The following is a 21,090-nucleotide window of genomic DNA, read 5'->3' as shown; positions in this document are numbered from 1 at the left end:
TTATTCACCCTAACTTAAAAATTTATTTCTTCACAATTTTTCATTGCTGAATCAATTGCCAGCCCCTGTTTTAAAATTCCTTCCAGCTGATCTAATGGAATCATATTTGCTCCATCACTTTTAGCCACCGCAGGTTCATCATGAACTTCCATAAATAAAGAATCAATTCCGGCCGCCAGAGCAGCTCTCATTAAATAGGGAACATATTCTTTTTCTCCATCAGAACTGTCTCCTGCACCTCCCGGAAGCTGTACAGCATGAGTTGCATCAAAAACAACTGGGTAGCCTGTTTTTCGCATTCTTGGCAGTGATCGCATATCAACAACTAAGTTATTATAACCAAAAGAAACTCCTCTTTCTGTTAACAGAATCCGCTCATTACCGGTACTTTCGATTTTAGCCACAACCTGATTTATGTCCCAGGGAGCCAAAAATTGTCCCTTTTTAACATTAATTATACTCCCTGTTTTTCCGGCTGCCGTCAGCATGTCTGTCTGTCTGGACAAAAAAGCAGGAATCTGCATAATATCGAGAACTTCAGCTGCCGCTGCTGCCTGCTCAGGTAAATGAATATCTGAAATCACAGGAAGATCAAACTGCTTTTTAACTTTTTCTAAAATTCTTAACCCCTTCTCCAGTCCGGGACCCCGGTAGGATTCAATTGAAGAACGGTTAGCTTTGTCAAAAGAAGATTTAAAAACATAGGGAATACCAAGTCTATCTGTGATCTCTTTAATTCCCTCTGCAATTCTTAAAACTCTCTCCTCTTCTTCAATGGCACAGGGGCCCGCTAAAAGCACAAACGGTTTTTCCTGATCACCAAAGATTATCTCATCATCTAACTTTACTTTTTTAAACATTTTTTACCTCCATCTGCTTACAGAAAATTTAATTCTCTATTTTTAATTTCAAATTAATATTCAATTTTATTTCGAGTCTCAATTTCTTTTTCGACCAATTCGATATCTTCTCTTCTGTCTACACCAATTAGCCTGGCATCAGTTTCCAGAACTTTAATCTTAAATCCATTCTCTAAAGCACGAAGTTGTTCTAATGACTCCGCCTTTTCTAAAAAAGTTTGCTCCATCTCTGCATACTGCAGCAGAAAATCTCTGCGATAAACATAAAGGCCTATATGCTGATAATAGATCTGCTCATCTACACTGGCATTACGATAAAAAGGAATGGGAGATCGCGAAAAGTATACTGCATAATCATCTTTATCAGTTATTACTTTAACCAGATCTGGATTTGCGGCTTCATCAGCACTAATTTCTCGTTTCAAAGTACTCATTTTAAGTTGATCTTCTTTTGTAAAAGGCTCTACAGCCCGGGCAATACTTTCAGCTTTAATTAGAGGTTCATCCCCCTGAATATTCACAATTAAATCTGCTTCAATTTCAGCAGCTGCCTCAGCAATTCTATCAGTCCCACTCTGATGCCGGGCAGAAGTCATAATAACTTTACCTCCTGCTGTTTCAACTGCATTTTTAATGCGCAAATCATCTGTTGCCACATAAACCTGATCTATCATTTCACACTTTTCAACTGCCTGATAAACCCTTACAATCATAGCTTTACCCTTGATCTTTGCCAGCGCCTTACCAGGAAAACGAGTAGAGGCATAGCGAGCAGGTATCAGAGCAGCAGTTTTTAATTTTGACATTTCAAATCCACCTCAAATTATTATTTAGCCCTGCCATTTTTAATTTGGGCTCTAATGATCTCCAGTAATTCTTCCCTGTTTTCTATTGCCAGAGAGATTTTTAAAAAATAAAATGGAAGCTCTCCAATCATATCTGCAAAATCAAATAATTTAACAGCATCCTTTTCTGTAGTCAAAATTAGATCCGCCTGGGAAGCTGAATACTGATCAAGTAGAGTTAAAAGATCTTCTTTTTGATAATTATAATGGTCCTTAAAAATCCTGTAACTTACTACCCTTGCTCCTGCACTTTCGATACTCTTTTTAAAAGCTTCCGGGCTACCAATTCCAGAAAAAGCAAAAACCTTTTTCTCCTTTAAAAAGTCGAGATTTTCCTGCACCTGGGAAGCTACAGAAACACAGCTTTCCAGCCTGGTTTCTGCCCTGAAAACACCTTTGTTTAAAGGGCTGAGAGTATTTAAAGAGTTTTTAAGCTCTTTAATTCGATTAAAATCAACATTTTCACTTCGATTTATAAGAAAAAGATCGGCTCTTTTTAAAGCAGCAAAAGGTTCTCTTAATAATCCTGCTGGCAAAACTCTGTTATTAGAAAATGGTTTTTCCGCATCAATCAAAACTATATCTGCCTGTCGTTTAAGCTGATAATGCTGAAATCCATCATCAAGCAAAATTAAATCAGCACCCTTTTCTTGTGCCAGTTTTGTTCCCTGATAACGACTGGCAGACCTAATAAAAATAAGATCATCATTTCTGCGGGCCAGCATAAAAAGCTCATCTCCCGCTCGAGCAGCATCAGCATAAAGTTGATCTCTATCTTTAATCAAAAAAGGTTCTTCAACATCTTTTGAGGCCCCATAACCACGGCTAATAATAGCAATCCTATAATCTGCCTTCAACTGTTCAGCCAAAAAGGCTGTAAAAGGGGTTTTTCCAGTACCTCCGGTAGTAATATTTCCCACACTGATCACCGGAACATCGGCTGTTTTTTTCTTTAAAATATTATTTTGATATAGAATTGATCTAATTTTGGCAAGCTGTGAATAAAACAGTGAAAGTAAAAATAAAATACAGCGAATTATAGCCGCTACTATTCCTGTCTGAGAACCATCTATAATTTTTTCTAAGTATCTGCGTAGACTATTCATATATTTAATACCACCATCATTTTTTGACTATTTCGGCCGCTCGTGCATTTACTTTTTCCATTTTTTCTTTTAAAATCTTCTGCTTTTGCTCCATCTCCAAATCAGGGTCAAAACGAAATGGTTCACCTAAAACCAGGGCAGTTTTACAAAATGGAATTGGCAGCAGATAATGATCCCAGCTGGCAAAATTCTTTTTCCAGCGGGCATCCACTCCCAACGGTACAAGCATCGAATCTGCCTTCTCCTGTAAAAATATAATGCCAGGCTTAATCTCATAAATAGGGCCTGTGGGTCCATCGGGAGTCAGGGCTGTACTTGCTCCCTGCTTTAACTTTCTATACAGTGAAAGCAGCGAACGACTGGCACCTCTACTGCTTGACCCCCGGACTGTATTCCAGCCCAGCCGGTTTAATATTTCAGTCATATAACTGCCATCCTGACTCAGACTGGTCAGAGCGTAAACACCTAAATCTTTCAAAAAATAAGCGGGAACCCAGCTTTTACCATGCCAGCTAGAAAAAACTAGCGACTCTCCCTCTGCCAGTAATTCTTTAACCGGCTCCCAGCCCTCAACCTCAAGCTGATAACTTTTATTTGTCCATTTAATTAAATTATAAGCAAAAAGTGGAATTAATTTTTGCTTGACTTTTTCTATTTTTGCTGACATTAACCCCACCTCTTTTCTGATTTGTTATTTTAATACAGTTAAATCTCTGGTGCCTCAATAAATTGTCCCCGATAAAGAGAGGCATATTTTCCCTGCTTCTGCAGCAGATCCTGATGTGTCCCTTTTTCCATAACCTCTCCCTTTTCTACAACCACAATTTTATCAGCATTTTTGATAGTAGAAAGTCTGTGAGCAATGATAAAAGTTGTTCTATTTTCCATTAAATGTTCTAAAGCTTCCTGGACCAGAGATTCTGATTCTGAATCAAGCGAAGAAGTCGCCTCATCTAAAATTAAAATTTTAGGATTTTTAAGAATAGCCCGTGCAATAGAAATCCTCTGTTTCTGGCCACCAGAAAGTCCAACTCCTCTTTCCCCAACTACAGTGTCATAACCGTCAGGAAATTCCATGATAAAATCATGAGCATTGGCTGCTTTGGCAGCTTTTTGAATAGCTTCTTCGTCAGCTTCTAAATCACCATAGGCAATATTATCTCTCAAAGTACCGCTAAATAAAATCGTCTCCTGAGGAACAATGCCAATAAAATCTCTCAGACTGTCAATTTTTAAATCCTTTAAGTCATGACCATCAAGGCGCATCCGCCCTTCAATCGGATCAAAAAAGCGGGGAATTAAATCAACCATAGTTGTTTTGCCGGCTCCACTGTGACCAACCAGGGCCACAACTTCGCCCGGCCGGGCAGTAAGATTAATATTTTTTAATACAACTTCATCTCGGTTATAAGCAAAGCTGACATTATCATAAACTACTTCTCCCTCAACCTCTTTTAACTCGATTTTATTTTCGTCATCTTCGCGCAGTTCACTTTCAGTATCCATAATCTCAAAAACACGCTCAGCTGAAGCAAACAACTGCTGCAACCTTTTGCTTAATTTAGTAATTGAACGCAGAGGTTCACTAATTGTTAAAAGCAGAGTAAAAAAAGCAATTAACTCTGAAGCAGACATTCTCCCCTGCATAACCTCATAGCCGCCATACCAGAGAATAGCTGTAAAAGAAATTGCAGCCAAAAATTCTACCAGTGGAGTTAAGATTGCCCCATACTGAGTCTTTTTCATTTTAGCCCGAAAATTAGCCTGGTTTTCACTGCTAAAGCGCTCAAACTCATATTCTTCCCGACCAAAAGATTTGACCACTCGTACTGCCGAAAGCGTTTCCTGCAGTACATCCGAAACATCTGCAATCTTAATCTGAACCCGGCGGCTGACTTTCTTTAACTTATAATTAAATTTAGTAATTACATATGTAATTAAAGGCAAAATTATAATTAGAAAGATTGTCAGGCGGTAATTTAAATAAACAAGATAAAGTATACCACCAACCAGCGTAAAAACTTTATCAATACTGCCAACAGTAGTATTGATCATTGAACTTTCCAGCTGCTGCACATCATTTGTTACCCGGGATAATATATCTCCTGTTTTATTTTTACTATAAAAGCTTAAAGAGAGATTGTGGAGATGAGAATAGAGATCATTCCGGATGTCTCTAACTGATTTTTGTGAAACATAAGCTACAAGATAACTTTTTCCATAATAGGCTATCCCTTTAAGAAAATAAACTAAAATCATCATTCCAGCAACCATAGAAAGCCTAATCATACCTTCTCTACCCATATTAATATCAGAAATAATAGTTTCTAAAAGCCCCTGAAAAACTCTTACAAAAAAAACAGTTAAAAAGGCATGAACCAGCATGGAGATTACTCCCCCTACCAGCCTGCCTTTATATGGTAACACATATTTAAATACTCTTTTTAATATCTCAATTTGATTATTATCTTTTGCTGAGTCCATAGTAGTGAATCCCCATTCCTGAAATTTCATGATCAACATCTAAGCCAGGGATACCGAGTTTTCCGTAAAGAGCTACTGCCAGATGTGGTTCTTTACTGACAATTCCAATTTTGATTCCGGCACCTGAGATCCCGGAAAGCGGTTTATCAAAATCAATCATCGCCCTTTCTACACAGCGAGTCAAAATACGCTGGTCCTGAACTGATTCAGTTATTACATCACCTTTAATTGCTGCTCCCAGACAGTTGCGCAAAACTTTATCCTTCAGTTTTGAACCCTTCCCGCCGGCTCTGGTTATTACAGCCTTATAACCTTCATTTTTATAGGCATCGATAATCTTGCTGTCATACTCATCATTAACCATTGACAGCAGTACAGCTACCTTCCCTATAGACTGTCCACCATCAATTTCTGTAAAATCATCAATTGTAAAATCTGATAAATTCATCAAATCACCTCTTAGTCTTATTTTTTACTTATAACCTTTTACAAAAGGCTTAAAAACTTAAAATTTATTTCTCAATCGTTCCAACATTGATTTAAAATTTTCCTACCACTATCTGCTATTCAACAAAACTAATTAATTTCCTCTTTTAAGTCTGGAAAAATAGCCTGAATAAATTGCTTATAACCCTCTATAATTCTTGGGGAAGGTCTATTTACCAAATTCTGATCAACTAAATACAGACGATTATTTTTAAAAGCAGAAATTTCTCTGAAAAGCTCTCGTCCCCTCAAATCTTCCAATGTTAAACCATCCGGAGCACTGTGAGCACTGCTGATATAAACTTCTGGATCAGCAGCAATTAGACTTTCCAGGCTGTAAGTTGGCCAGCTGCCTTCAGCTTCTCTGCCAATATTATAACCACCAGCATCCTGAATCAAGCTATCAATAAAAGTTCCTTGACCCGCTGTATATAGAGGGTCTGACCAGATTTCATAAAAAACCCTTTTGCGATCATTATTTTTTAATTTACCTTTTACCAGAGCTCTTAGATGCTGATAATTGACCTTCATCTTAGAACTGAGCTCAGTCCCAGCTTCCTCTGCAGAAGTTAAATAAGCAATTTCTTCAATCATATTTATTGTATCATTAATTGAGACAGGTTTAAAACCAATATTTTTTATTCCCAGCTCTGTCAGTCTCTCCAAACTCTCAATAGGAGTTACAGACTCAGCTATTACCAGATCAGGTTCTAAAGCAACTATTTTTTCAATATTGGGTTCATCAATGCGCCCAACATCTTCTTTCTGCAAAGCTTCGCTGGGATAATCACAAGCAGAGCTTACTGCAACCAATTTGTCCTCGAGACCCAATGCATAGATCACTTCAGTCATTCCGGGGGCCAGTGTAATAATCCGTTCAACTTCTTTATTTATTGTAATATCTCTCCCCAACTCATCTGTATAATTTAAAGGAAATTCCTGGGCAGATATCGGAATAGCAGCTGCAAAAATTAATAATATTAATAAAAATAGCGAAAACTTAATATTTTTCACTCAGAACCCTCCTTAACCATCTCTAAACAATATCTTCTCTTCTTGGTATAGGAACTGGGGCTACTTTATGACTATTTTTTACTGAAAGTTTTTCGATTTTTTTCTCTATTTCTGGCTCTGCCTCACCAGTTAAAATATATCTGTCCAGTTCCTGATAACTAAAGCCCATCTCTGACTCATCAGTCTGACCATCCCACAGGCCTGCAGATGGTTTTTTATCAATTATTGCAGAAGGAATTTCCAGTACTTCTGCCAATTTTTTTACCTCATTTTTGACCAATGATCCCAGTGGAGCAAGATCTATACCACCATCACCATGTTTGGTAAAATAACCAATTTTTAATTCACTCCAGTTATCGGTACCGACAACCAGATAATCTTTAGCCTGAGCATAATAATATAAAGCAGTCATTCGCAAACGGGGCTTAATATTAGCCGCTGCTAGTTTGCCACCTTTAATTCCACTTTGTTCTAAATTAGCTAAAAAATGATCATAAATCTCACTAAGATCATTTTCAACTACCTCAATTCCAAATTCAGCAGCAAGTTTAAGAGCATCTTCACGATCCTGAGCATTTGAATGACAGGGCATAACTACCCCAAGCATCTCGTCACCAAAAGCCAGCTGACAGAGACGGGCTGTAACAGAAGAATCAATACCGCCACTCAGGCCAACAACAGCTCCTTTTAAACCAGCATTTTTCACCCCAGTCTGCAACCAATCTATCAATCTATTTTTAATTTTTGTATAATCATTTTCTGCAAAAATATTTTTAGCCATTATTCTTCCCTCCAGGGATATTTGCCAGCAATCATAGCTTTCAAACTACCTTCAACTGCTGTTATTCTCCAGATCCCATCAATTTTTTCTACAATTAGTTCATCCTGCATCTGATAACTATAATGTCCTTCTCGATCTCGAAAATTAAACTCATAAGAGGCTCTAAATTGAGATCTCTTTTCAGTTGTGGAAAGCTCTTTAATTTTAAGATTTTCCAGACTATAAATTTCATTAACCTCTCCCCCCTGCTCGGGGTCACCACCATAAGCCTGCTGCATCTTTTCAATTACATGGGTTTCCGAAATCATTCTCTCCATCTCACCCAGTTCAAAATCTGCAGCTTCATTGGCAAGATTAATATTCTTTGTTGCTATGGCTTCGTAAAAATAATTAACAACCTCTCCAGCAGTATTTTCAGCAGTAATGGTTGCTGGTGAACCTGTAGTTAAACCCCAGATTAATCCGCCACCAATAATTGTAAAAAACAAAATCACCTTCCAGCTATGGCGAAAAAAGAGTTTAATATTTTCATTTCGTCTTTTCTTTTTGATTATCTTACTGTCAATTAAATTTTTTCTTTCTAAAAAAGCTTCCAATTCAAAATTGTTCTCAGCTTTAGCTCTTTTTATTTCTTCAATAAGATAGTTAATTTCTGGACGTTTTTCCTGTTCCCTAGCCAGCATTTCCATAAATAATTGATTGAGGCTGTCACTTAACTTAGGAACCAGTGCTTTAAGAACCAGAATATTTTCATTCTGAATTTTATTTAAAACTTTTGCATTATCCCGATCACTAAAAATAGTCTCTCCACTTAAAAAATAATAAAAAACCGATGCGATATTAAAAATATAAGATTTCAGCTGCCAGTCTTCGCCTGTAATCACTTCCGGGGGCATAAAATAATCCTGGCTGGGAATCTCCAGCTCAAATTCATTATAGTTTCTCTTGCTGCGCAGCATAGCTTCCGGCATCAGATAAATGTTTTTATCTCCATCAATCCAAAAATTAGAAGCATTAATACCCGCAGGAAAAATATCTTTGACCAGCTGAATATCTTTTAACAGAGCAAGAGTTTCTTTAAATTCCTCAATCAGCAGCTGTGCCTTAAAAGAATTTTTATTTAAATATTCTGCCAGCGGTTCTAGATTTTCACTACCTCGATAAAGAAGATAATATTCGCCATCCTCTCTAATAACATCCTGATATGAAATTATCTTTTCAGGAAGTTCTGCTGGCATATTATCAATTGCCGCCCTGACTCTTTTAACAATATCAAGCTGCACCCTTGAGCGCGGCACAGTATCTTTAAAAAGCTTTTCCTTCTGTATTTTGTTATTCTCCCGAGTTTCCTTGCTCATAGTAATTCCTCCGACATTAATTAAATTAGAATAAGCAAAGTTATCCACCCAAAATCAATTCGGGTGGATAGACTTACCTACTTATAATAATTTACTTTCAATATAATTTTTAAATCCTTTTACAGAATCAAATCGTCTTTATGCTCTGCAGAACTATCAAATTCATCTTTTTTATCCTGATAGCCATCACGACCAAAAATACCATAAGTATAATTTTTACCCAGTTCAACTCCAGGCTGATTAAATGTATTAATATTGAGCAGTTCTCCTGTTACAGCTGTCTGAAATTCAAAGAAATAAAATAACTGTCCCAGAGTAAACTCATTTACCTCAGGAACTTTAACAGTCTGGTTCATTCTATTTCTCTTATTTAAAGCAAGTTCTGTTGCCCATTTTTCAGTATTAATTAACTCTGCAAAACTGTGTCCTCCCAGATAACCAACTCCATCAAGATCTTTATAAGCACCTGGAATCTCTAATTCTTCAGCAAAGTTTTCTACCTCAAGGAAGGTAATAATCTTATCAAATGGTCCCTCCATATATAACTGGGCCTGTGAATGCTGATCAGTTGCTCCCAGAGCTTTAATTGGAGTTGGACCAACATTTACTGTATTACCCTGACGGTCAACTTCTTTTCCCAGTGATTCTGCCCATAACTGTCTATACCAGTCGGCCACATCACGCAAACGATCAGAGTAGGGCATCATTACAGACATTACTTTACCTTTTTTATAAGCTAAATACTGAATTAAACCATTAACCAGAGCTGGATTTTCCCAGAAATCACTTTTGCGACAGATCTGATCCATATAAGCTGCACCCTCGAGCAGTTCTTCAATATCTACCCCGGTCATAGCAGCAGAAAGAAGTCCCACCGGTGTTAGAACTGAGAATCTTCCTCCTACATTATCAGGAATAAAGAATTTTTTCATTCCTTCTCTTTCGGCAATCTCAATCAAATATCCAGAATCTTTACTGGTTGTAGCAATAAAGTGTTCTCCCACTTTTTCTTCTCCAACAGCATCAGCAACAAACTTACGGGCCAGTAAAAACTGACTCATAGTTTCGGCTGTACTGCCTGATTTAGAAATTACATTAAAAAGAGTTTTTTCCGGATCAAGTTTATCCAGTAGAGCTTTAATTCCCTCTGGATCAACATTATCACTTACAAAAAGTCGTGGATAGCCATTACGAGCTTCTTTAAACAAATTATAGTGGGGGTCATTAATTGCAGTCTGAACCGCAATATTACCGAGGGCAGATCCACCAATACCAAGAACTACAAAATTATCAAATTTGTCTTTTAATTTTTCGGCTGTTTCTTTCAATTCATTTACGACTTCCTTCTGTTTATAAGGAAGTTCCATAAAACCCATCTCACCCTCAGCCTCAGCTTTCAGGATATTCTGATGTGCTTTAAGTGCTTTATCCTTTGCTTCCTCTAATTCTTCAACTGTCATCCCATGTTCCTTACCAATCATTTCCGCAAAAACATTGTTAATATCAAGTTTCAGTCTTGATTCATCTTTTGACTGGACTTTTTTCTCTGCAGACATCGTATTTCCTCCTTATATTCTTATATTGCTGCTTAGATTAATAATGCTATCACAAGTATATATTTTTCAACGCAATTTTGCAAGGTTTTTTGTAGGTAGAACTGCTATTTGTCGCACTTTTCTCCATATTTAATTTAGAAATTTACCTTTAACATTTAACAGTGGTTATTACAAGAAAAAAACCCTGCCTTTTACAGCAGGGAATTTCTTTTTTTATTTTGCGTTTTGATTTGCATTATCATTGGGAGACTTATCTTTTTCTTTAGCTTTTGTTTTTGAATGTTCAGAGTTTCCTTTACCTTTATTATCTTTATTCAGGCCATTTCCGACCGCATTATTTTCTTTTTCCTGGTCGTAAGAATTATCAGAGATTGAATTTGAATTGTTTTCTCTTTCAACTTTCATTTTTTCTCTCTCTTCTTTTCTGGCTTCTTTTCTATACTCTGCAGCCAGCTGTTTTAATTCGGAATTTTCAATACTTCCATTTTCTTTGATAATAGAATCCACCTCATCAGCAAATGCTGATGCCTGTTCTCCATCTCTATCTTCACGACTTATTTTGCGTAATTCGAGAGCAGTTTGAAAAGCTAATTGGCCGTTACCTTCTTCCTCAAAGTTGTTAATAAGTTTTAAGGCCCTGTCCTCTTCAAAACCATTTTTCACACTCTCCTGAATATTGTTTAAAATTACAAATCCCTGACCCAGATCAATTTCATCTGCTAAAATTTTATCAACTACAGAAGAAATACTATCAATATTTAAGTTTTCATCGTATTCAATTAATTTTCTTTCTAAAGTGACTCTTTCTACACTTGTTAAATCTTCATTTGATTCCAGATCTGCAAGCAGCTCTTCTAAGTTTTGATAAGTTTGATCAAGTTCTTCTTCAATGTCTGATTCTTCCTGGTTCTGATCATCTGCGGATTCCTCATCCCCTAAATTTTCCTGATCTGTATCATCGGCAGGTTCTTGATCATCAGTTACAGTTTCCTGATTATCATCAATAACTGTTTCCTGACCATCTTCTGTTGTGTCCTGGGCAAGAGTTAAAGCAGGTGCAAAAGCAAAAACTAATAATGTTAATACTAATAAAATACTTAATTTCTTTTTCATTTTATATTACCTCCTTTTTCTAATGCTCATTATAATACATTAATTCAGTTCAAACAAATTATCTGACTAAAATTCATACTTTCTTCATAAAATATCAATTTTTTGCGATATAATTTTAAAAATTGTAATCTGTTTTACTTTTTTTCTGCTGTTTTAAACATATGATAAATATAGTGATACCCTATAAGGGTATTGTAAAGGAGGAGAAATAAATGTACACACTTTATTATATTGCAGGAATTGCAGTATTGATTTCATTTTTTGCAGATCGTCAAAAGACAGTCCAGGGTTTAAAAATCGGCTGGAAAAAGTTCTCAAAAATTCTGGGGACTTATCTTAAATTATTAATTATTTTATCTTTTATATTACTGATCTCAGACCAATTTATTATCAACTACCTGGGAGGACAGGCTCCTTTTGTTGGTCTAATTATGGGATTAATTATTGGCTCAATTACTATGATGCCTGGTTTTATTGCCTACCCACTTGCAGGAATACTGGTCTCAAGAGGTGTCAATTATATGGTAGTAGCTGCTTTCATTACTACATTAATGCTGGTTGGAGTTGCTACTTACCCCGTAGAAAAAGAATACTTTGGAATCAAAGCAACAGTATGGCGTAATATTGCTGGATTCATAATTTCAGCTATAATTGCAGTTGCTACAGGAATACTATACGGAGAGGTGTTAATCTAATGGCTAAGAAAAAAAATAATAAAATTAATTACTATATTTTTGCTGTTTTTGCAGCCTTTATTGCTGGTTCTTATTTTTTGAATTTTAATTTAGGTGAAAAAATTGGAGCAAATTTTATGATCTTCGCCCGTGATATGGTTTCTATTCTGCCCCCAGCATTTATCCTGATTGGTTTATTTGATGTCTGGGTCAGCAGAGAAAGTATTGAAAATAATTTTGGTCACACTTCTGGTTTTAAAAAATATATCTATGCTATACTGCTGGCAGCCACCACAGTTGGAGGAACTTTTGTTGCTTTTCCTGTGGCTAATACTCTCTACCATAAAGGAGCAAATTATTCTTCAATCTTTACCTATGTTACAGCAGCTTCTTTAGTGATGATTCCGATGAGTATTATGGAAGCATCAATTCTGGGCATCAAATTTACAGCAATTAGAATTGGTGTCTCACTTCCGCTGGTTATTATTAGTTCTATTCTTTTAGGAAACTTTTTCAATAAAATAAATTATAAGATACCCAAAGCTGAATAATATGCAGATACTGTGTACCACCAAAAATATGTCGTTTTATGTAAGAAAAGCAGCAGATTTGAGGAATTTATTGACCTCTTACTGCTGCTTTTTTATTCATTTTGTACTTTAATATATAGCTACCAGTACTGGAAAAGTTATTCCAGGTAAGTGTTCCAGAAAAACGGCTGCCAGCTGCCCTTGAAATTTTTGAGTTCAGCTCTTTTAATATGCAGACGGCTGTAATCTAAAATATTAAAGTAGGGAACTGCATCCCAGAGTTTTTCTTCCATTCGCTCTACAATTTTATATCTCTTTTCCTGATCAACTTCTTTCAGCATTTCTGCAAAAATCTGATCCATCTCTCGTGATTCTTCGCTATCCCAATTGCTAATCCATTTGTTTGTACCGGTCCATCCCTGATGAATTTGGGGATCAGGAACTATTTTAATAAAGGGAGATAGATGAATATGCCAGCCTTCTTTTTTAGCTCTTCTTTCTACAACAGTGGGCCGATCAAAAAGCTGCAGTTCAACTTCTACCCCAATCTTCTCAAGCTGATCCTGAATAGCAATTGCTCCCTGTCTTTCCATAGCGTTATCCTGACCACTTAAGATGACTATTGGACTTCCATCGTAGCCTGCCCTGTCAAGAAGTTCTTTTGCTTTTTCAGGATCGTAAACTCCATAGATCCCTTTACCAGCGTCAGGAACATGCCAGGGATTTCCTTCCTCATGTAAGGCGGGTTCTAAACGCCAGAATTTAGGGTTTCCAATCATAGCATAACCCAACTCTTCAAAATCGAGTGCATATGCTATTGCCTGGCGCGCATATTTATTATCAAAAGGTGGATTAGCATTATTAAAAATCAACATTGACATCCGATCCGGATAAATAATCACATTATCTATATTAGGATTGGCTTCAAATAAAGAATACTGATCTCTTGGAACCTCCTCTGCAAAATGGAACTGACCTGTCTGTACACCAGAGACTCTCACCTGAGCATCAGGAATAAAATTAAATACAATCTTATCTAAATAAGGAATTCTTTCACCAGCAAAAAATGAACCTTCCCGAGGACTGGGACTGTAATCTTCAAATCGGGTTAAGACCAATTTCTGGTCAGGTACCCATTCCTCATATTTATATGGTCCAGTACCAACATGGCGGTCAATAACATCAGAACCAAATTCATTGACAACTTCTTCTGCTCTTACAACAAACTTCTGATTAGAAACTGGAGAAGCCAAAATATTCAAAAATGGAGCATAAGGCTCTTTAAATTTAAAACGGATATTATATTGGTCAATCTTTTCCACCCTATCAAAATATGGTGAAACAAGCTGACCACCGTTATTCAGCTCCAGCCACCTTTTAAAAGAAGCAATTACATCATCAGCATTCATCGTCTGACCATTGTGCATTGTCACATTTTCTCTTAATTTAACATCATAAACAAGACCATCTTCTCCTATCTGGTAGCTTTCAGCCAGATGGGGAGTTAAATTAAGATTTTCATCAAATTCAAAAAGTCCTTCATATACATGATTCATCATAGCTGTAATCAGAGAATCAGTTGAATTATCACTATCCAGGTGGGCTACAGACATCTGAAGCGCTGCATTAAGAGTGCCACCATAATGGTCTTCTTCCTGAGCCAGAACATTGCCGCTCAATAACAGTGAAAAAACTAATGTCATTAAAACAACAGCCGTAATCTTTATTTTTCTCCTCATTTTTCCACCCCTCTATTTTTTTAATGTGTTCTTTAAATGTGGGTCCAACAAATCTCTCAGTCCATCTCCCAGTAAGTTTAAGGAAAGAACTGCTAAAATAATCATTATACCTGGAGCAAGTATCATCCAGGGCGCAACTACCATGTATGTCCTGGCATCTGTAACCATAGCTCCTAAACTTGGAGCAGGTGGCATAATACCAACCCCCAAAAAACTCAATGCCGCCTCATCCAAAATGGCTAAAGCAAAATTAAAAGTGGCCTGAACCATGATTGGAGATGCCGAATTTTTTAATATATATTTAAAGATTATTCTTGAATCCTTTGCCCCTACAGATCTGGCAGAATCAACATAATCCAAATCTTTAATTGATATTACAGCACTCCGAACTATTCTTGCCATCTTGGGAAAATAGGCAAAAGATAAGGCAAGGATAATATTTAATTTACCAGCTCCCCAGATAGCTGCCAGCGAAATGGCAATAATAATTCCGGGAAACGCCATCAAGGCATCCAGAATCCGCATTACAATTTTATCTATTTGGGAATAATATCCTGCCATCACTCCCACAATCCCACCAAAAATGACTGTTAGCAGCACAACTGCCAGTCCAACCTCCATCGAAGTTCGAATTCCATAAAGAATACGCGTAAAAACATCACGACCAAACTGGTCTGTGCCCAGAAAATGCTGATAAGAAGGTGGCTGAAGCCGATTGCGAGCATCATTACGAACAGGATTATAGTCTGTCAGCAGGGGAGCAAAAAGACTTAAAAAAGCAATAATAATCAGAATAATTATTGAGGTTGTGATATATGGATGTTCATATTTTTTATATTTCTTTAAAAATAACAATTTATTACCCCTTAATGATAGCGAATTTTTGGGTTTAAAAAAGCATAGCTTAAGTCAACAAACAAATTCAAAATCACATAAATAACTGCTACAAAGATAATCGAAGCCTGAATAACAGGTATGTCTCGTCGCATAATCGCATTTATCGCCATAAAACCAGTACCGGGTATCACAAAAATAGTCTCTACAATCCAGGTTCCTCCCAGCAACACTGCAAAGTTATGACCAATTACAGTAATTACCGGCAGCATAGAATTTTTTAAAGCATGTTTAAAAACAATAATTTTAGTTGATAAGCCTTTGCTTTTGGCTGTCCTTATATAATCCTGTTTGAGAGTATCAAGCATGGCACTTCTAGTCATTCTTGCAATTAGGCCTGCCTGCATAAAGGCCAGTGTTATTGCAGGTAAAATTAAATAGCGAAAACTACTAAATCCAACCTCAATAAAAGGTTCATAGCCGCTTACAGGAAACCAGCCCAATCTGACAGAAAACACAAACATTAACATCAAAGCCAGCCAGAAGCTGGGTATCGAAATTCCTAAAAGAGAAACAGTAATCGAAAATTGGTCTAAAATTTTTCTGTGGTTGACTGCTGCCAGTATACCCAGAAGAATACCGGCACTTATCCCCAGTATTTCAGCCAGAATAGCAATTAAAAAGGTGGGCCTCATCCGCTCAATCAAAACTTTTGCAACCGGAGCATTTAAATACAGTGATTCACCAAAATCTCCTTTTATTATATTTGCCAGCCATCTAAAAAATCTCATAATTAAGGGTTGATCTAAACCAAGACTCTCTTTTACCCTTACAACTTCAGTTTCTGTTGCCATATTGCCTAATATAACACGAACCGGATCACCGGGCATCAAATTTGTAATAAAAAAAGCAATTACAGCTACAATAAAAATTATAGGAATCAAAAGCAGTAATCTTTTTATAATATAATTCCTCATTTTTTTCACTTCCTGATTATGACATCTCTGCATCTTTTAATTAATATTATCACAATAATATAAGTATATCAATCAAGAATAGTTATTATTTATATGCCCTGTAATTATATCTTATCATCTGATTTAACTCGTTTAATGTCAATTTAATTACAAATTGAAAAACCACCGCTCTCGCAGTGGTTTTAAATAGTAATATCACTTAACTTATAATATTTATTTTACTAGATTTTATTTGCAAATGCTCTGGCAATTTGGGCGCCTACTACTGCGTTATTTCTAACCAGAGATATATTTGTTTCCAGACTTTTTCCGCCAGTTATTTCTTTAATTCTGTCTAAAAGAAATGGAGTTAATTCCTTACCTTTAATCTCATTTTCTTTAGCTTCAGCCAGAGCCTGTTCAATTTTCTCGTTGATTACAGAGTATTCAATCTCATCTGACTCTGGTACTGGATTTGCAATTAAAACTCCCCCCTCTAGTCCCAGATCCCATTTCGCCTTTAAAATATCAGCTGTATGCTCGGGGTTCTCTAAGCGGTAATCACAGTTATAACCACTGTGGCGGCTGTAAAAAGCAGGTAATTCTGCAGTTTGATAGCCGAGCACAGGAACACCAAAGGTTTCTAACTTTTCCAGAGTTAAACCAAGGTCAAGAATTGATTTTGCTCCTGCAGCAATTACAGCGACTGAAGTCTTTTTTAATTCCTCTAAGTCTGCTGAAACATCAAAAGTTTTTTCGGCTCCTCTGTGAACTCCACCAACACCACCAGTTACAAAGATTTTAATTCCTGCTAGATCGGCTGCAATCATTGTTCCAGCAACCGTGGTAGCACCATGTCTTTTTTCTGCCAGCACTAAAGGAAAATCTCTTCTGCTAACTTTCACAACTTCATCTGATTTTCCTAAAAACTCGATTTCTTCTTTAGTCAGCCCCACTTTTATCTGACCATCAATTATACCTATTGTCGCTGGAACTGCTCCATTCTGCCTGATAATATCTTCAATCTCTAACGCGGTCTCAATGTTTTTGGGATAAGGCATTCCATGAGCAATAATGGTTGATTCTAAAGCTACTACAGCTTTACCGGCTTCAATTGCTTCTTTAACATCATCTTTAATTTCTAAGTATTTTTCTAAATTCTTCATTATTTAACCTCCAATTTTAAATTCATAAATTTAACCAAAAAACTTTATAATTACATTAACTCTGCCAGATCCGGATTACAGGTCAATTCTGATTTCACCGTCAATGCAGAAGCTTTAATCCCAAGTTCTATAGCCTTATCGATAGAAAGTTTATTCATAATCCCTGCTGCCAGACCGGCTGTAAGTGCATCTCCAGCACCTGTTGTTTCAACAATCTCTTCCATATTAATTGAAGCTGCCGGAAAATGTTTCAATTTCACCATTTTATCCTGATGACTCAAATAATAAGCTCCATCCTTACCGGTACTAATAATTAGCTCCGGCAGATCCGCATTTTGTTTATAGAAATTTCGAACTCTCTCTATTCTATCTTTCAGGCTTAATTTCCGAGCCAGTTCAGCTTTCTCCACTGTAACAATGCCCAGCATAACCTCAATTTCATCAAGATTTCCTCTTAAATAATCAAGATTAGTCAGTTTACCTTTTAATTTGAGTGCTTTTTCTACCGAAACAGCATCAGCTATTTTAATCATTTTCTTAGCTGAACAGAGTTCCAGAAGATAGCTAATTGTGCTTTCTTCCAAATTAGTATCAAAAATAACCATTGCTGAAGTTTCAATAATCTTTCTTTTATCCTGTAGATAGTTACTATCTATTTCTTTTAAAATTCGCATATCATTAACTGCTCCGATTAAATCCCCCTCTTGATCAAGATGAGCCAGATAAACTCCTGTTTTATGCTCCTGAGCGGTAGATATCTTAAAGTGTGAAATATCAACCCCTGAATCTTTCGTCTCTTCTCTTAATTTTTGGCCAAAATGATCATTACTGATTGCTGTAAGCAAGACTACTTCCTGTCCCAAAAGTGCCATGTCCTCTGCAATGTTGCGGCCAACTCCTCCGGAGCTTTCTTCTATCCAGCCAGGACTGGAACTTCCTTTAATATAATTAGGACTGTAACCTTTTATATCCAGATTAGCTCCCCCAACAACCACAATTTTTTCTTCTGGTGCAGTAATATACCCTCTACCCAGAAGATAACCTTTATTACTTAAATGATGGATATAAGTTCCCACTGCTGATTCCGAAATAGCAAGCTTTTCGGCAATTGCTTCTCTGCTAATAGTGGCATCTTTTTTTATTAGTTCGAATACTTCTTTTTCTCTGTCAGTTAACTTTTCTATTTTGAGCACCTCCATTTTTTAAATAATTATTTAATTAAGTAAATTATTGTTTAAATAAATTATAACAGATAAATCTCTTTTTGTAAATATCTTTTTTAAAAATTTACCTATTAACGAAAAAAACCGCCCACAAGGGGCGGCAATTAAGTACTTATTTATACTATTTGTATTTATTATTTATTCAACAACTTCGATTGATTTGGAACCTTCCCAGTGACCGTGTAAATTACAGAATGCATATACATTTAAATCACAGGATTCTTCTAATTTAACAGTTAATGTTGCTTCTGCTTTCATATCTGGTGTAAAATCTACTCTGGCCAGACTTGCATAATTAGCATAAAGATCAAAATACTGAATATAGTGATCAGTTCCCATTGGATGAGTGATTTCCTTACCAAAAGTAACTTTCACATCAAAATATTCACCTTTTTTAACTTTATCAGGACACTGAATGTAAGGAACATGTTTCTTCTCTAAAGCTGTCTTGTCTTCTCCAGTATTTTCTAATTTCTTGAGATCATAGTAACCCATTTAAAATTCCTCCTTATAATTTTAGTAATTCTTAATAATCTAAACTTACTTTATAGATAATTAAAGTGAGTTAGAAAACTTTATTGACTTAACAATTAATTACTTAGTAAACTTACGGAACTTGGAACTGGGTTCTCCACAAACAGGACATTTTTCTGGTACACCATCAACTACTGTATGTCCACAAACCTGACAGATACTTACATATTCTAATTCAATGTCTTCACCTTTATCAACATGTTCTTTGGCTTCTCTATATAACTTTGCATGGATCTGTTCAGCCTCTAAAGAATAGTGGAATGAGCGAACTGCATCAGATTCTCCCTGTTCTTTAGCAACCAGACTATAAGCAGGATACATCTGCTCAATTTCGCCTTCTTCACCAGCAATAGCACCAACAAGATTTTCGGAAGTACTGCCATAGCCAAATTCTCCTCCACCGGCAACTAAAAATCCACCTTCTTCATTTTCGTGTGCTCTAAAGTGATTACCAGCGTGAACCTGCTCAGCATTGGCAATAGCTTTAAAAAGTAAAGCTACATTTTCGAAACCTTCTTCTTTAGCTTTCTCGCCCCAAACTATGTAGCGCTGATAAGCCATACTTTCTCCAGCATAAGCGGAACGTAAATTTTGAGCTGTTTGATCATTATTTACCATTTTTACATACCTCCAATTATTAATAATCATTACTGTTAATAGTATAGCATTCTAGATTCAGTTCTGTCAAGAACAATTACTGATAAATTTCAGTAAAACAGAATACTTCCTCTTACTATATATCATTCTGTTTAAAAAGTTTTTTTCCTGCTTTTTAAAACAAATTAAGTTAAAATTTAACTTAATTTTAATAGTTTAAGTGGATTTTAGTATTGTATAATAAGTTGTGTAAATTAAATTTAGCGATTTTTTAAAATAAAAAAGAGGAATCCTTCTTTGAGTGGTTGAATATATTTATTGACGAAATAAAAAATAAAACCACTAGGAGGACTCCTCATGAAAAGTATAACTGATAACCCCAATAATGGTCAAGTGAATATTGACGATATGATCAATAATTTAATCAAAAATTTTATCGAAAAAATGCTTAAAGGTGAATTAACTGAATTTCTCAATTACGATAAATATGATTCTGCTGGTAAGAACTCTGGTAATAGCCGTAATGGCAACTATTCTCGTAATTTCCAAACTAAATATGGTGTCATTGAAAAACTAGAAGTCCCAAGAGACAGAAATAATGATTTTCAAACTGCTCTATTTGAGCCATATAAACGCCGTGATGACTGGCTGGAGCAGACTGTAATTCAAATGTATGCCAGAGGTCTATCCACTCGTGATATCGCTAATTTAATTGAGCAAATGTATGGTCAGAAATACAGTGCTACCAGTGTCAGCAACCTGACAGATATAGCAGTAAAAGAAATTGAACAATGGAAAAATAGACCCTTAGAAAAACGCTACAGCGTGCTCTTCATTGATGCTTTAAGCATCAAGATTCGCCGAGAGCATGTTGGTAATGAATCAGCATATATAATCATTGGAATCAATGAAGAAGGCTATAGAGAGATTCTGGACTTCTACATTGGTGTAACAGAGTCAGCTACACTCTGGCAGGAAGTACTGATGAACCTGAAATCCAGAGGCGTAGAACAGGTGCTTTTAGGCGTTATGGATGGCTTACCAGGATTAACTGACGCATTTCTTAAAGTATATCCAAAAGCAGATGTTCAACGCTGTGTAGTTCACAAGGTTCGTAACACACTAAAAAAAGTTAAAAAGAAACATACAGATGAAATAGTTACAGATTTAAAGAAAATTTACAAAGCTCCCAGCAGAGAGTATGCAGAGCAGGCCTTAAATGATCTCAGCTCAA

The 21,090-nt window shown here is 36.2% G+C and carries 21 protein-coding genes; 3 read left to right on the top strand and 18 right to left on the bottom strand.

Annotated elements, in window-relative coordinates:
* Positions 1 to 14 precede the first annotated feature (14 nt).
* The 11 genes from kdsA to CI949_RS04545 all read right to left on the bottom strand — a co-directional run bounded on the left by kdsA (position 15) and on the right by CI949_RS04545 (position 11,603).
* A complete protein-coding gene (gene kdsA, locus CI949_RS04595) occupies positions 15 to 860 on the bottom strand; it encodes a 3-deoxy-8-phosphooctulonate synthase (protein WP_133529676.1) in 846 nt (281 codons plus the stop codon).
* 53 nt (positions 861 to 913) lie between these two features.
* On the bottom strand, positions 914 to 1,666 hold the full coding sequence (gene kdsB, locus CI949_RS04590; protein ID WP_133529675.1) for a 3-deoxy-manno-octulosonate cytidylyltransferase: 753 nt from the start codon (positions 1,664 to 1,666) through the stop codon (positions 914 to 916).
* Between the two features lie 20 nt (positions 1,667 to 1,686).
* A complete protein-coding gene (gene lpxK / locus CI949_RS04585; RefSeq protein ID WP_076546062.1) occupies positions 1,687 to 2,811 on the bottom strand; it encodes a tetraacyldisaccharide 4'-kinase in 1,125 nt (374 codons plus the stop codon).
* A gap of 16 nt (positions 2,812 to 2,827) precedes the next feature.
* On the bottom strand, positions 2,828 to 3,478 hold the full coding sequence (locus CI949_RS04580) for a lysophospholipid acyltransferase family protein (RefSeq protein ID WP_133529674.1): 651 nt from the start codon (positions 3,476 to 3,478) through the stop codon (positions 2,828 to 2,830).
* A 38-nt stretch (positions 3,479 to 3,516) separates the two neighbouring features.
* Complete coding sequence (locus tag CI949_RS04575; protein ID WP_290763362.1) at positions 3,517 to 5,295, bottom strand: ABC transporter ATP-binding protein; 1,779 nt, start codon at positions 5,293 to 5,295, stop codon at positions 3,517 to 3,519.
* Positions 5,276 to 5,743, bottom strand: a complete 468-nt coding sequence (locus tag CI949_RS04570) for a HutP family protein (RefSeq protein ID WP_076546059.1) — start codon at positions 5,741 to 5,743, stop codon at positions 5,276 to 5,278. Before CI949_RS04570 ends, CI949_RS04575 begins: the two co-directional genes overlap by 20 nt.
* Before the next feature lie 128 nt (positions 5,744 to 5,871).
* Positions 5,872 to 6,795, bottom strand: coding sequence for an ABC transporter substrate-binding protein (locus CI949_RS04565; protein ID WP_076546058.1), 924 nt, complete (start codon positions 6,793 to 6,795; stop codon positions 5,872 to 5,874).
* 22 nt (positions 6,796 to 6,817) lie between these two features.
* Positions 6,818 to 7,576, bottom strand: coding sequence for an NAD(+) synthase (gene nadE, locus CI949_RS04560; protein WP_076546057.1), 759 nt, complete (start codon positions 7,574 to 7,576; stop codon positions 6,818 to 6,820).
* On the bottom strand, positions 7,576 to 8,934 hold the full coding sequence (locus CI949_RS04555; protein ID WP_076546056.1) for a protein kinase domain-containing protein: 1,359 nt from the start codon (positions 8,932 to 8,934) through the stop codon (positions 7,576 to 7,578). Before CI949_RS04555 ends, nadE begins: the two co-directional genes overlap by 1 nt.
* 119 nt (positions 8,935 to 9,053) lie before the next feature.
* Entirely contained in the window at positions 9,054 to 10,490 is a 1,437-nt protein-coding gene (locus CI949_RS04550; RefSeq protein ID WP_076546055.1) for a glucose-6-phosphate isomerase, read from the bottom strand.
* Positions 10,491 to 10,703: 213 nt separating this feature from the next.
* Entirely contained in the window at positions 10,704 to 11,603 is a 900-nt protein-coding gene (locus tag CI949_RS04545) for a hypothetical protein (RefSeq protein WP_114488868.1), read from the bottom strand.
* 212 nt (positions 11,604 to 11,815) lie between these two features.
* Here CI949_RS04545 and CI949_RS04540 point away from each other — a divergent pair, with 212 nt between their 5' ends.
* Together CI949_RS04540 and CI949_RS04535 are read left to right on the top strand one after the other, a co-directional pair.
* On the top strand, positions 11,816 to 12,298 hold the full coding sequence (locus CI949_RS04540) for a conserved protein, permease-related protein (protein ID WP_076546232.1): 483 nt from the start codon (positions 11,816 to 11,818) through the stop codon (positions 12,296 to 12,298).
* Positions 12,298 to 12,828, top strand: coding sequence for a permease (locus tag CI949_RS04535; protein ID WP_114488869.1), 531 nt, complete (start codon positions 12,298 to 12,300; stop codon positions 12,826 to 12,828). Before CI949_RS04540 ends, CI949_RS04535 begins: the two co-directional genes overlap by 1 nt.
* Before the next feature lie 137 nt (positions 12,829 to 12,965).
* Here CI949_RS04535 and CI949_RS04530 read toward each other — a convergent pair whose 3' ends face one another.
* The 7 genes from CI949_RS04530 to CI949_RS04500 form a co-directional block, all read right to left on the bottom strand.
* A complete protein-coding gene (locus tag CI949_RS04530; RefSeq protein WP_133529671.1) occupies positions 12,966 to 14,546 on the bottom strand; it encodes an ABC transporter substrate-binding protein in 1,581 nt (526 codons plus the stop codon).
* 12 nt (positions 14,547 to 14,558) lie between these two features.
* Positions 14,559 to 15,401 (bottom strand): ABC transporter permease, encoded by an 843-nt coding sequence (locus tag CI949_RS04525; RefSeq protein ID WP_133529670.1) that lies wholly within the window; start codon positions 15,399 to 15,401, stop codon positions 14,559 to 14,561.
* A gap of 11 nt (positions 15,402 to 15,412) precedes the next feature.
* Positions 15,413 to 16,357: an ABC transporter permease gene (locus CI949_RS04520; protein ID WP_133529669.1), complete on the bottom strand. Its 945-nt coding sequence runs from the start codon at positions 16,355 to 16,357 to the stop codon at positions 15,413 to 15,415.
* Positions 16,358 to 16,578: 221 nt separating this feature from the next.
* Positions 16,579 to 17,502, bottom strand: coding sequence for a pseudouridine-5'-phosphate glycosidase (locus CI949_RS04515; protein ID WP_133529668.1), 924 nt, complete (start codon positions 17,500 to 17,502; stop codon positions 16,579 to 16,581).
* Positions 17,503 to 17,552: 50 nt separating this feature from the next.
* Positions 17,553 to 18,701 (bottom strand): PfkB family carbohydrate kinase, encoded by a 1,149-nt coding sequence (locus CI949_RS04510; protein ID WP_133529667.1) that lies wholly within the window; start codon positions 18,699 to 18,701, stop codon positions 17,553 to 17,555.
* 162 nt (positions 18,702 to 18,863) lie between these two features.
* On the bottom strand, positions 18,864 to 19,220 hold the full coding sequence (locus tag CI949_RS04505; RefSeq protein ID WP_076546239.1) for a class II SORL domain-containing protein: 357 nt from the start codon (positions 19,218 to 19,220) through the stop codon (positions 18,864 to 18,866).
* A gap of 99 nt (positions 19,221 to 19,319) precedes the next feature.
* On the bottom strand, positions 19,320 to 19,877 hold the full coding sequence (locus tag CI949_RS04500; RefSeq protein ID WP_133529666.1) for a rubrerythrin family protein: 558 nt from the start codon (positions 19,875 to 19,877) through the stop codon (positions 19,320 to 19,322).
* A 336-nt stretch (positions 19,878 to 20,213) separates the two neighbouring features.
* Between CI949_RS04500 and CI949_RS04495 the strand changes: the two genes are divergently transcribed.
* Positions 20,214 to 21,090, top strand: an 877-nt coding sequence (locus CI949_RS04495; protein ID WP_290763345.1) for an IS256 family transposase, incomplete at its 3' end; no start/stop codon positions are given.

The organism is Halanaerobium sp. (assembly GCF_003070835.1).
This window is presented reverse-complemented; position numbering and strand designations above follow the sequence as displayed.